Origin of the sequence: Ferruginivarius sediminum (assembly GCF_003344765.1) — a bacterium.
Lineage (GTDB): Bacteria > Pseudomonadota > Alphaproteobacteria > Kiloniellales > Rhodovibrionaceae > Ferruginivarius > Ferruginivarius sediminum.
Window position 1 is genome coordinate 64,340 of the sequence record NZ_QPMH01000009.1, and the last position, 12,314, is coordinate 76,653.

At 65.9% G+C, this 12,314-nt stretch carries 11 protein-coding genes and 1 pseudogene; 6 read left to right on the forward strand and 6 right to left on the reverse strand.

The features are described from left to right. Window positions 1–16: 16 nt before the first annotated feature. On the reverse strand, window positions 17–2,119 hold the full coding sequence (locus DRB17_RS11210) for a methyl-accepting chemotaxis protein (protein ID WP_161958788.1): 2,103 nt from the start codon (window positions 2,117–2,119) through the stop codon (window positions 17–19). Between the two features lie 399 nt (window positions 2,120–2,518). Continuing rightward, complete coding sequence (locus DRB17_RS11215; protein WP_161958789.1) at window positions 2,519–3,211, reverse strand: MlaC/ttg2D family ABC transporter substrate-binding protein; 693 nt, start codon at window positions 3,209–3,211, stop codon at window positions 2,519–2,521. A gap of 386 nt (window positions 3,212–3,597) precedes the next feature. Between DRB17_RS11215 and DRB17_RS11220 the strand changes: the two are divergent. The 4 genes and pseudogenes from DRB17_RS11220 to DRB17_RS11235 form a co-directional block, all read left to right on the forward strand. Continuing rightward, window positions 3,598–4,818 (forward strand): annotated as a pseudogene (locus DRB17_RS11220) (Re/Si-specific NAD(P)(+) transhydrogenase subunit alpha); the annotation flags it as partial. A 184-nt stretch (window positions 4,819–5,002) separates the two neighbouring features. After that, window positions 5,003–5,431 carry an NAD(P) transhydrogenase subunit alpha part 2 gene (locus tag DRB17_RS11225; RefSeq protein ID WP_114582303.1) on the forward strand — a complete coding sequence of 143 codons (429 nt, stop codon included), beginning with the start codon at window positions 5,003–5,005 and terminating at the stop codon, window positions 5,429–5,431. A 19-nt stretch (window positions 5,432–5,450) separates the two neighbouring features. Then, window positions 5,451–6,845 (forward strand): NAD(P)(+) transhydrogenase (Re/Si-specific) subunit beta, encoded by a 1,395-nt coding sequence (locus tag DRB17_RS11230; RefSeq protein WP_114582304.1) that lies wholly within the window; start codon window positions 5,451–5,453, stop codon window positions 6,843–6,845. A 161-nt stretch (window positions 6,846–7,006) separates the two neighbouring features. Further along, a complete protein-coding gene (locus DRB17_RS11235) occupies window positions 7,007–8,455 on the forward strand; it encodes a TrkH family potassium uptake protein (protein WP_114582305.1) in 1,449 nt (482 codons plus the stop codon). Window positions 8,456–8,604: 149 nt separating this feature from the next. Here the strand turns inward: DRB17_RS11235 and rpsU are convergent, their stop codons facing one another. Further along, window positions 8,605–8,808 (reverse strand): 30S ribosomal protein S21, encoded by a 204-nt coding sequence (gene rpsU / locus DRB17_RS11240; RefSeq protein WP_114582306.1) that lies wholly within the window; start codon window positions 8,806–8,808, stop codon window positions 8,605–8,607. A 243-nt stretch (window positions 8,809–9,051) separates the two neighbouring features. Between rpsU and DRB17_RS11245 the strand changes: the two genes are divergently transcribed. Together DRB17_RS11245 and DRB17_RS11250 are read left to right on the forward strand one after the other, a co-directional pair. Beyond that, window positions 9,052–9,648: a peptide deformylase gene (locus DRB17_RS11245; protein WP_114582307.1), complete on the forward strand. Its 597-nt coding sequence runs from the start codon at window positions 9,052–9,054 to the stop codon at window positions 9,646–9,648. Beyond that, a complete protein-coding gene (locus DRB17_RS11250) occupies window positions 9,648–10,316 on the forward strand; it encodes a COQ9 family protein (RefSeq protein WP_161958790.1) in 669 nt (222 codons plus the stop codon). Before DRB17_RS11245 ends, DRB17_RS11250 begins: the two co-directional genes overlap by 1 nt. 22 nt (window positions 10,317–10,338) lie before the next feature. Here DRB17_RS11250 and DRB17_RS11255 read toward each other — a convergent pair whose 3' ends face one another. The 3 genes from DRB17_RS11255 to DRB17_RS11265 form a co-directional block, all read right to left on the reverse strand. Beyond that, window positions 10,339–11,451 carry a 5-(carboxyamino)imidazole ribonucleotide synthase gene (locus DRB17_RS11255; RefSeq protein ID WP_114582309.1) on the reverse strand — a complete coding sequence of 371 codons (1,113 nt, stop codon included), beginning with the start codon at window positions 11,449–11,451 and terminating at the stop codon, window positions 10,339–10,341. 5 nt (window positions 11,452–11,456) lie between these two features. After that, a complete protein-coding gene (gene purE, locus DRB17_RS11260; RefSeq protein WP_114582310.1) occupies window positions 11,457–11,954 on the reverse strand; it encodes a 5-(carboxyamino)imidazole ribonucleotide mutase in 498 nt (165 codons plus the stop codon). 106 nt (window positions 11,955–12,060) lie between these two features. Continuing rightward, window positions 12,061–12,267: a YdcH family protein gene (locus DRB17_RS11265; protein WP_114582311.1), complete on the reverse strand. Its 207-nt coding sequence runs from the start codon at window positions 12,265–12,267 to the stop codon at window positions 12,061–12,063. Window positions 12,268–12,314 lie beyond the last annotated feature (47 nt).

Consider the following 12,314-nt stretch of genomic DNA (forward strand, 5'->3'; position numbering starts at 1 on the left):
ACACGCCGGCTTTTTCTCAAGCCGCCCGGATACGCTGCAGGAAGTTCGCGACCTCCTTGCCCAGGTTCTGCGACTGCTCGGCCAGGTCGCGCGAGGCATTGAGCACCTGCGTGGCGGCGGTCCCGGTTTCCTGGGAGGCGGCGTTCAGACCCTCCGCGTTCTGCGAGACGTCGTTGGTGCCCGTGGCGGCCTCCTGCGCGTTGCGGGAGATCTCGCCGGTGGCGGCATTCTGCTGCTCCACCGCGCCAGCGATCGAGCTGGACGATTCGTCGATCTCGTGAATCGTCTGGCTGATCGCCTTGATGGAGGATGCCGCCTCGCCGGTGGCGTCCTGGATGGTGGAAATCTGGCTGGAGATCTCCTCGGTCGCCTTCGCCGTCTGATTGGCGAGCGACTTCACCTCGTTGGCCACAACGGCGAAGCCCTTGCCGGCATCGCCGGCACGCGCCGCCTCGATAGTGGCGTTGAGGGCCAGCAGGTTGGTCTGCTCGGCGATATCTTGAATCAGCGTCACCACCTTGCCGATCTCGCCGGCGGCGGAAACCAGGTTCTCCACCTGACGCGTGGTGGCATCGGCCTTCTCCACGGCACCCTTGGCGACCTTGGTGGAGTTGCCGGCCTGCCGGCCGATTTCGCCGATGGAGGTGCCAAGCTCCTCGCTGGCGGACGCCACAGTCTGGACGTTGCCCGAGGCCTGCTCGGCGGCGGAGGCGACGGCCGCCGCCTGACGCTGCGACTGCTCGGCGATGGTGGACATGCTGCCAGCCGTGCTCTCCATCTCGGTCGCGGCGGAGGCGACGTGGTCGACGATACCCTTCACGCTTGATTCGAAGCTGTCGGCCAGTTCGTGCATCGCGCGGCGCTTCTCCTCCTCGGCGCGCTTGGCCTGCTCCTTCTGCTCCTCCTCCAGGCGGCGCACCTCCAGCGCGTTCTGGCGGAACACCTCGACCGCCTGCGACATCTCGGCCACCTCGTCGCCCCGGTCGGCGTTCGGCAGCTCGACCTCCAGGTTGCCGTCGGCCAGCGCGCGCATGCCGTCGGTGATGCCGCGGATCGGCCGCACCACGCGGCCAAGCACCACCCAAACCGCGAGAACCGCCAGCGCGATCCCGATCAGCAGGACAATGGCGTTCGCGATCACGGCGTTGCGGGCCTCGCCGGCGGTAACTTCCGCAATCTCCTGGCTAACGCCGCTTGCCGCGTCGGCCAGGGCCAGCAGGTTGTCGATGCCCTGGGTGGCGCGGCCGACCCATTCCTCGGTGTCGATGGGATACGGCTCCCCGGCGATGCCGGCCTCATAGACCTCCTGACGCGCATCCTCGAAGGTGCCGAAGAAGGATTGCTCCACCTTGTCCACGGCGCCGCGGATGCGCGGCGAGACCCCATCCTTATCGAGATAGGACTCGACCTGCCCCCAGGCCTGCTCCGCCCGGCCGCGGAAGCGCGACAGCGTTCCGATTTTCTCGGTATCGAGTTGTTCTTCCGCAGTGATTGCGGCGCCGATGACCGCGCGCTCGCGGCCGGCGTACTCGCTCATCACCCAGATTGCGTCCTTGAAGTCGCGCAGAAGCATCTGCCGGCTCAGGACCGTCTCGGGCACATAAGCCGCCGCCCGGCGCAGCCGCTGGGATGTATGGATGGTTTTCGTGACGACCGGAACCCACTCCTTATCCAGGGCGTAGGACCGCGCCGCTTTCGACTTCGCCAGTTCGCGGTCCAGCTTCGCGCGCGTCTCTTGAAGATCCGCGTGCGCGGCCTTCGCGTCGGCCACCAGGTTGTCGCGACCCCTGAAGGCGCCCCTCTCCGCGATCCTGTCGAGCGCGGCCGCGAATTTCTCGTCCGCCGCTTGCCGCTGCTTATAGATCCTGGCGCGCCTTGCGGAATCGATCGGCTCCCGCGACGCCAGCGCGGCGACGGTCGTCCCGCGCTCCACCGCCCAGTCCGCCGCGCTTTCCAGCAGCAGGGTGGAGGTGGTGTCGCTTTCGCCGATCTCCTGGGCCTTCGTCATGGCGTTCCAGGCGTCCAGCGTCTGGAGGCCGGCCAGGACGACGACGGCCACGCAGAGCACGGCGGAGATGCTGAGCAGGCTGGCGCGAATGGTCAGTCTAAGCTTCGGCATAACGGGGGTCTCCGTTGGTTTTTCCGGCACGTGCCCGAAGCAGCGGCACGGCGGCGTTTGGCACATCAAAGTTTCGACTTGTGGATCAAATACGCATGGAAATGTTTCTAGTCCGTAAATAATATATCCAATTTCTAGAAGATTTTAGTGAGAATACCCGTATAGATTGATATAACAATGTATGCGCAACGTGTGAGATAGGATCCGGCCGACGCCGGAGCGTCAAACAGGGAAAAACCGGAGAAAACGAACGCACCGGCAGGGCGCGCACAAGACATGCCGCCTTCGACATGACCGGTTTGGCGACAAACGTGGACCCGCCACCACGCGAGCCGGGCGGCGAATCCATTGCTTGCGGGAAGAGCGGAACGCCGGCCCGCCAGTCAGTCGCAGGTCAATTCAGTCCTTGGACAATGCGACCCGTTCGGCGATCGTGCCGGGATTGAGGCCAAGAAGCTGGAACAACGCGATCTGCTCGACGCGCATGGCGGTACCGTCGTCGAGGTGCATGCGAAGCTCGGACAGGACAGAATCGAATCCTTCGCTGGCAAGCGTGGCACCGATCTTGGAGCGGTAGGTGACGGCGAGGCTCACGCCGGCCATCTGCAGGTCGACGATGCGATAACGGCCATCGCGTTTCAGCAGCCGCCATGTCCACACCACGTTGCCGCCATCCGCCTTCTTCGCCCGTGTCGATACGGCTGCTGTCTGTGGCGTCACCTGCCGGGATGCGATCACGTCGACGGATTCCGGCGCGCGCCTGCTGATCCGCCTGGCGTAGCTGGCGACAACGTAGGATCCGAAGGTCTCCTCGAAGGTCCGGCGCTGCTCCTCGCTCAAGGCGCTTCGGTGATGGCCCAGGGTAAAGTTCGAGATGGCCTTGAGGTCGAGGCTTTCGCTCAACACCCGCTCCAGGCACCCTTGCCTGGAAGGCGTATCCAGATTGGCGTTCTCCAGGACCTTCAGGGTCCGATTCGCGATCTTCTCCACGGCCTGCGCCGCCTCGTCCGCCTGCGCTTGCGCCGGGGAGGCGGCATTGCCGGGATAGGCCGAGACCAGCAGAAATGCCGCCGCGACAATGGCCGTCCACACCGCCCGGGCTGCTGGGCGGCTGGGACCTGCTGATTTTACATGCTCCATCCCCACTCCTTCACCAGGTTCGGGATGCATACGTTAATCTGCACTTTCCCCCAGACCGCGTGACGTTGCTGTCACATTTACGGGGCCGGTTGAATTGAAAGGTAACTGTTGCGGATTTGCAACAGTGCGGCCCGAAACACAAAATCAGCATTCGTCGCCGCCTTGGCGATCTTCCCCGTACACATAAGAGGAATCGTATGCCAAAATGCCGTACGCACGCGGGCTGTGGGTATGCGTACGCTTCAAGCCTTGGCAAATGCGACGATAATTGCAATGGTAGCGACCAATCCACGGTATACAGGCGGGCCGTGGCGCCAATCTGGGGGCATAAAGCCGACATGAAAATCGCCATTCCGAAAGAGCGGCGCGAACACGAAGCACGTGTCGCGGCATCCCCGGACACGGTTAAGAAGCTGCTGGGGCTTTCTCTCGATAGTGTCGAGGTCGTCGTGGAATCCGGCGCCGGCGATGGCGCGGCCATGACCAACGACGCATTCAAGGCCGCCGGCGCGAGCATCGCCAAGGATTATGCCGAAACGGTCAAGGATGCCGACGTCGTCCTGAAGGTGCGCCGGCCGATCACCTCGGACGAGGGCGGCAAGACCGACGAGCTGGCGGGCCTGAAGAAGGGCTGCAAGCTGATCGCCCTGATGGATCCCTGGCAGGCGACGGAGGGGATCGGCGCCCTTGCCGGGGCAGGGGTCGACGCCTTCTCGATGGAATTCATGCCGCGCATCACGCGCGCGCAGGCGATGGACGTTCTGTCCAGCCAGGCGAACTTGGCTGGCTACCGCGCCGTGATCGACGCGGCTGCGCAGTTCCGCCGGGCGTTCCCGATGATGATGACGGCGGCCGGCACGGTCCCGCCGGCCAAGGCGCTGATCATGGGTGCCGGCGTGGCGGGTTTGCAGGCCATCGCGACGGCCCGGCGGCTGGGCGCGGTGGTCTCGGCCACGGACGTACGCCCGGCCGCGAAGGAGCAGGTGGAAAGCCTTGGCGCCTCCTTCGTCGCGGTCGAGGACGAGGAGTTCAAGGAGGCCGAGGCCGCGGGCGGCTACGCCAAGGAGATGAGCGAGGCGTACAGGAAGAAGCAGGCCGAGCTGATCGCCGAGACCATCACCAAGATGGATCTGGTCGTCACGACGGCGCTCATCCCCGGCAAGCCCGCGCCCAAGCTGGTCACGGCCGACATGGTGAAGTCCATGAAACCGGGCTCGATCCTCGTCGATCTGGCCGTGACGCAGGGCGGGAACGTCGAGCTGTCGGAGCCCGACAAGGTCGTCGAGCACGGCGGTGTGACGATTATCGGGCACACGAACTGGCCCAGCCGCATCGCGGTCAGCGCCAGCCAGATGTACGCGCGCAATCTGCTGAACTTCCTGCAGTTGATGGTCGACAAGGAGAACAAGACCCTGACCGTCGACATGGAAGACGAGATCATGAAGGCCACCTGCCTGACGCGCGAGGGCAAGGTCGTACACCCCAACCTTGAGGGTGTGAGCGCGAGTACGCCATCCAAGGGCGGCAGTGGGTCGGCCAAGGCCGCCAACGCCGGTGCGGCAGTGCGGAAATCGTCGGCCGGCAAAACCCCGGAGAGCAAGACCTCGGGGGCCAAGACCTCGGCGGGCAAGGCGACAGGTACGAAATCCACGAAGTCATCGGGCGCGAAGACGTCGCGGAGCAAGACCGGCGGCGATACCGGCGGTAGCGATGCCGGCGGTCAAGGCAACGGGAGCTGAGAGCATGGCGACAAATGTCGACACGCTGAAGGAGCGCGCGGGCGACGTTGCCGATTCGGCGCGCGGACTGGCGGAGCAGGCCGAGGCGCTGGCCCGCTCGCTGGGCGATCTGCCGGCCAGGGCCGCCGAAGCGGGTCAGGCGGCGGGCGACGGGCACAACCTCGTCATCGGCCTGACGGTCTTCGTGCTGGCGATCTTCGTCGGGTATCACGTGGTCTGGCGGGTGACGCCGGCGCTGCACTCCCCGCTGATGGCGGTCACGAACGCGGTTTCGTCGGTCATCATCGTGGGCGCGCTGATCGCGGCGGGGCCCGGCGATTTCAGCTTTTCGCAGGCGATGGGCCTCATCGCGATCGCGCTGGCCTCGGTGAACATCTTCGGCGGTTTCATCGTGACACAGCGCATGCTGTCCATGTTCACCAAGAAAAAGTAGCCGAGGGGGCGAGAGGCATATGTCGCAGGACTGGACGGCGTTCGTCTACCTGATCGCCTCGGTGTGCTTCATCCTGGCCCTGCGCGGCCTGTCGCATCCGAGGTCCAGCCGGCAGGGCAACATGTTCGGCATGGTCGGCATGGCGCTGGCCATCCTGGCCACGCTCGCCACGCCGGGCGTCGAGAATTTTGCCACCATCATCGCGGCGATCCTGATCGGCGGTGCCGTGGGCACGGGCATCGCGCTCAAGATCCAGATGACGGCGCTGCCGCAGCTCGTCGCCGCGTTCCACTCGCTGGTCGGCCTGGCGGCGGTGTTCGTGGCGGCGGCGGCGTTCCATGCGCCGCAGTATTACGGCATCGGCATGCCGGGCGACATCAAGGCATCCAGCCTGATCGAGATGTCGCTGGGTGCCGGCATCGGCGCCATCACCTTCACCGGCTCGGTCGTGGCGTTCGGCAAGCTGCAGGGACTGGTCACCGGCAAGCCGCTGGTGTTCCCCGGCCAGCACATGCTGAACCTGGGCATCGGCATCCTGATCGTGCTGCTGATCGTCTGGTTCACCATCGGCCAGCCGGCCTGGGCGTTCTGGCTGATCGTGGCGCTGTCGCTGCTGATCGGCCTGCTGCTGATCCTGCCCATCGGCGGTGCGGACATGCCGGTCGTGGTGTCGATGCTCAACTCCTACTCCGGCTGGGCGGCGGCCGGCATCGGCTTCACGCTGGGCAACAACCTGCTGATCGTCACCGGCGCGCTGGTCGGCTCGTCCGGCGCCATCCTCAGCTACATCATGTGCAAGGGGATGAACCGCTCGTTCGTCAACGTCATCCTCGGCGGCTTTGGTGGCGAGGCGGCCGCGGCCGCGGCGGAGACGGGCGACAAGTCGGTCAACAGCGGCTCGTCGGAGGATGCCGGCTTCATCCTGGGCAATGCCGGCTCGGTCATCATCGTGCCGGGCTATGGCATGGCCGTCGGCCAGGCGCAGCACGCGCTGCGGGAAATGGCGGACCAGCTCAAGTCGATGGGCGTCAAGGTGCGCTATGGGATCCACCCGGTCGCCGGGCGCATGCCGGGCCACATGAACGTGCTGCTGGCCGAGGCGAACGTCCCCTACGAGGATGTCCTGGAGATGGAGGAGATCAACCGGGACTTCCAGACCACGGACGTCGCCTTCGTCATCGGCGCCAACGACATCACCAATCCCTCCGCCGAGGACGATCCCTCCTCGCCCATCTATGGCATGCCGGTGTTGAAGGTGGACGATGCGAAGACGGTGCTGTTCGTCAAGCGCTCGCTGTCGCCCGGCTACGCGGGTATCGACAACCCGCTGTTCTATCGCGACAACACCATGATGCTGTTCGGCGATGCCAAGGCGATGTGCGAAAGCATCGTGAAGGCGCTGGAAGAGCAATAAGCGGCTCAAGGCGGCTCGCGCCACCCGCGCCACGGCCGAGACGTCCGCGGCAAGGATTGTTGCGGTGGCTGCCCGAACAGGATTTATTGCGCCCTGGGTATGCACAGGCGTTCCCCTTGGCTTGACATAAGTTTGGGGGCCGCCGGGGGATTCGTCGCGGCGTGTTCAAATATCGGCCTATCTGCTTCATCATCAGCCTGCTGCTGATCGCACTTTCCGCCGCGATGTTGCTGCCTGCGCTCGCCGACGGCCTGGCCGGAAACCCGGACTGGCTCGTTTTCCTGGTGTCCGCCGGTGTCACCCTGGCGATCGGCGGCATGCTGGCCTTGCAGAGTATCGGCGGGGACATCGAACTGAACCTGCGGGAGGCCTTCCTGCTGACGACGGCGGCGTGGGTTGCTCTCTCCGCATTCGCGGCTTTGCCTTTCGTTTTTTCCACGCTGGGAATCGACTATACGGATGCATTCTTCGAGGCCATATCCGGCCTGACCACCACCGGCTCCACGGTCCTGGTCGGGCTCGACACGATGCCGCCCGGCCTGCTGCTCTGGCGGGCGTTGCTGCAATGGATGGGAGGCATCGGGATCATCGTCATGGCGGTGGCGATCCTGCCGTTCCTGCGCGTTGGCGGCATGCAGCTTTTCCAGACCGAATCGTCGGATCGCTCGGACAAGATCCTGCCGCGCCCGGGACAGATCGCGAGCGCGATCCTGTCCGTCTACATTGCGTTGACGGTGGCGTGCGCGGTCCTTTACGCCGCTTTCGGAATGACGGGTTTCGACGCCCTCGCGCATGCCATGACCACGCTGGCGACAGGCGGTTACAGCACGAAGGATGGGTCGATCAGCTACTTCAACAGCCCCGGCATCGAGTGGGTGGGCACCGTCTTCATGATTGCCGGCGCGTTGCCGTTCGTTCTTTACGTCCGGGCCATTCAGGGGCGGGTCTGGATGTTCTGGGGTGACAGCCAGGTGCGGGTATTCCTCACCAGCCTCCTGATAATCGTCGGATTGTTGACGCTCTGGCTATGGAGCGTGGGACTGTACGATCCGGCAACTGCCCTGCGGCTGGCTGCGTTCAACGTCGTATCCATCGTCACGACGACGGGCTATGCAAGCGCCGATTACGGGGCGTGGGGCGGTTTCGCCGTCATGATGATTCTCATTGTCACCTTCCTTGGCGGATGCAGCGGCAGTACCTCGGGGGCCATCAAGATCTTCCGTTTCCAGGTTCTGGCGGTGATCCTGCGATGGCAGTTGAACCGGCTTTTCAGCCCGAATGGCGTCTTTCCGCGCCGCTATAACGGCCGGCCCCTGGCAGACGACGCGCAGCTTTCGGTGGTGGCCTTCTTTGCGCTGTTCGTAACCACTTTCGGCGTGGTCGCCATCCTGCTGGGCGCCGTGGGGCTGGACTTCATCAGCGCGGTCAGCGGTGCGGCGACCGCCCTGGCGAACGTGGGGCCGGGACTGGGCAGTGAAATCGGCCCGTCCGGCAACTTCGCGAATCTGCCGGACATCGGCAAATGGATCCTTTCGGCGGCCATGCTGCTCGGCCGCCTGGAGCTCTTCACCGTCTACGTGCTGTTCCTGCCGCAGTTCTGGCGCGGCTGACCGTTCCCAACAACCGGCCACGCTGGCGTAGCTGACTGCGGCACGCCAAAAGGCCGCAGGCAACATATGCCAGCGGCCCTTCAAGGCATCTGAATTCGGAAAGCGGTCGAGCCCGGCGGAGAAACCGGGTGCAGGTGCCCGACGCCGGCCTAGAAGCCCTCGCGCTCCTTGCGCTTGCGCTGCAGCTTACGCCAGCGGCGCACGGCCTCCGCCTTTTCGCGGGCCTTTTTCTCGGAGGGCTTCTCGTAGTGACGGCGAAGCTTCATCTCGCGGAAGACACCCTCGCGCTGCATCTTCTTCTTCAGCGCGCGAAGGGCCTGATCGACGTTGTTGTCGCGAACGTGAACCTGCACGGTGTGACCACACTCCTTTCAGGGTACGGCATGTTCCGAGCCACAAGGACCCGGCGTCTGGATAAACACGATTGCCGCGCGGCACGGCTTGCCGCGTCGGGGAAGCCTAGGTATCACAAGCGCCGCGCGCTGTGAAGCCGGCGCGCGTGATTCAATACCGATTTTTCACCTCGCCGCGCCGCCTTGTCCGAGGCCCGGCTGGACGCCATAGTAACAGCGTCACCTGACGAAATGGGAGCCGAAATGGCCATCTTGAAGATCGCCCGGATGGGCCATCCGGTGCTGGGCCGACCTGCCGCCGCCGTGGAGGATCCACGCGATCCGGCGCTGCGCCAGCTTGCCGACGATATGATCGCCACGATGCGCGATGCGGAAGGCACGGGCCTCGCGGCGCCACAGGTCCACCAGTCGAAACGGCTGCTCGTGTTCTTCGTCGATGCCGGGCGCGCGCGGGCGCACGCCCACGGCGGCGGCCCGGACGACGAGGGTAAGGGCGAGGGCGCGCCGCTGACCGTCCTGGTCAACCCGGACTACGAGGCATTGAGCGAGGAGAAGGACGAGTCGTGGGAGGCTTGCCTCTCCATCCCCGGCCTCGCTGGCCGCGTGCCGCGCTATTGGCACATCCGCTACTGGGGCACCGACCTGGAGGGCAACGCGATCGAGCGCGAGGCGACGGGCTTCCACGCCCGCGTCGTGCAGCACGAATGCGACCATCTCGACGGCGTGCTCTTTCCCCAGCGTATGACCGACATGAGCACCCTGATCTTCACCAGCGAGATGGACCGCTACGCCGAGGGCGAGGCCCGCGCCGCCGCCAGCCGTCCCCGGGCCGCCTCCTGATGGCAGAGTATGAGGACATCGAGTCGCTGCGCCGCGACCTGATGCAGGCGACGCTGGGTCACGTCGCCTTCGACGGCTGGTCGTGGGCCGCTATCCACCTTGCGGCCGAGGACCTGGGCCTCGACCGCGTGGACGCGGAGAACGCCTTCCCCGGCGGACCGGCGGAGGTGCTGGAGCTGTTCAGCACCGAGGCTGACTACGCCATGCTGGCCGCGATGGAAGAGCACGACCTCGCCTCGATGGGCGTGCGCGAGCGCGTGGTCCTGGCGGTGCGCACCCGCCTTGAGCAGAACGAGCGGCATCAGGAGGCGATTCGCCGCGGCCTGTCGTTCCTTGCCATGCCGCAGCATGCCGGTCTGGCGTCGAAGCTGCTTTACCGTACGGTGGACGCCGTCTGGGTGGCGGCGGGCGATGCCTCGAGCGACTATAACTTCTATACCAAGCGCATTCTGCTGGCGGGGGTCTACTCCTCCACCTTGCTGTACTGGCTGGAGGACCGCTCGGAGGAACACGAGGACACCTGGGACTTCCTGCGCCGCCGGGTCGAGGACGTGGTGCGCGTCGGCGGGCGTCTCGGCCGCACCGTCGGCCGGCTGGGCGAGGTTCGCCGGGGCGTGAAGGGGCTGCGCCCAAGGGGGCCGCGCGGGTCGTTCGCCCGCCGGCGCTGAATCGTCCCGCCGGGTTCCGACCTTACCAGGGGCCGTGCGGGTAAAGCCGGGTGACGTGCCCCATCTTGCGGCCGGGTTTCACCTCGGCCTTGCCATAGAGGTGCAGCTTGGCATGCGGCTCCCGCACGATCCCGGGCCAGCCATTCACCTCGTCCCCCAACAGGTTCTGCATCACCGCGTTCGCCAGCCGGTCGGTGGAGGCCAGCGGCAGTCCGGCGACGGAACGGGCGTGCTGCTCGAACTGAGAGGCGACGCAGGCGTCGATGGTCCAGTGCCCGGAGTTGTGCGGCCGCGGCGCCAGTTCGTTCACCAGCACGTCGCCTTCCGGCGTCACGAACATCTCCACGCCCATCACGCCGACGAGGTCGATCCGCTCGGCGATCCGGCGGGCCAGCGACTCCGCATGCTCCGCGACGGGGTCGGCGACGCGGGCCGGCGCGTAGGTGCGGTGCAGGATATGATTCGTGTGGTGGTTCTCGCCGGGAACGTAGGTCGCCATCTCGCCGTCCACGCCACGGGCGACAATGACCGAAATTTCCAGGTCGAAGTCGACCCAGCCCTCGACCACGCCGGTCGCATCGGGGATCGATCCGGCCATCTCGGCCCAGGCGGCGGCCGGATCGGTGTCGGGGGCGATGCCCACCTGTCCCTTGCCGTCATAGCCCATGCGTACCGATTTCAGCACCGCCGGCCGGCCGATCTCGCGCAGTGCGCGGTCCAGCGCTTCCGCGTCGCGCGCCTCGGCAAAGGGGGCCGTGGGAACGCCGATGCCGTTGAGGAAATTCTTCTCCTTCAGACGGTCCTGGCAGATCGCCAGGATTTCCGGCTTCGGGCGCAGCGGAACCTTCCCGGCCAGGGCATCGGCGGTGGCGGCGGGTACGTTCTCGAACTCGTAGGTGACGACGTCGACGGATGCGGCGAAGGCGGCCAGCGCCTCGGCATCGTCATAGGGGGCGATGGTGTGGCGGTCGCAGACCTGCGTCGCCGGGCTGCCGGCATCGGGGCAGAAGATGTGCACGCGGTAGCCCAGCGGCGCGGCCGCCAGCGCCGTCATGCGGCCAAGCTGCCCGCCGCCGAGGATGCCGATGGTCGCGCTAGGTGGAATTGCCTGTGTCTTGGCGTTCGATGCCGCCATCCGCGTCAATCCTCGTCCAATGGCGTTTCGCCCACGCCGGCCGTCTGTTGGGCGCGGTATTCATCAAGGGCGCGCGCGGCCGCATCGTCCCCGTTCGCGACCACTGCGGCGGCCAGCAGCGCCGCGTTGATCGCGCCGGATCGGCCGATGGCCAGCGTGCCGACCGGCACGCCGCCGGGCATCTGCACGATGGACAGCAGGCTGTCCAGACCGGAAAGCGCCTTGCTCCGGATCGGCACGCCGAAGACCGGCACCGGCGTCATCGAGGCCACCATGCCGGGCAGGTGCGCGGCCCCGCCGGCCCCTGCAACGATGACCTTGAGGCCCCGCTCGCGCGCCGTCTTGGCATAATCGACCAGCCGGTCGGGCGTGCGGTGCGCCGACACGATCCGCGTTTCGTGGGCGATTCCCAGTTGTTCCAGTGTTTCCGCCGCGTTGCGCATCGTGGGCCAGTCGGATTGACTGCCCATGATGATACCCACCACCGGCCTGCCTTTGGCCATCGCCTGTCCCCTCTTTCGGTCCTAGCCCGTGATTGCCCCGCTCAGAAGCCGCGCATTATTGGGAAAGCGCGGGTGCCGGGCAAGGGGGCGGGCGAGTGACGGCCACTCAGGCGATGATGTCGGGGACCAGCTTGCTTTGGAGGTGCTCTATCGTATCCTTGAGCACGAGCTTGCGCTTTTTCAAACGTTTCATCTGAAGCTGGTCATAGGGCGCGGCGTCGGAGATCCGCGCGATCACATCGTCCAGATCGCGGTGCTCGCTTTTCATGAGTTCGAGACGCCGGCGGATCTCCTCCTTCTCCTCGTCGGTCATGGCCCGAATTATGTCCCGTGTGTGACGTGTTTCACGCTCTTTAGCGC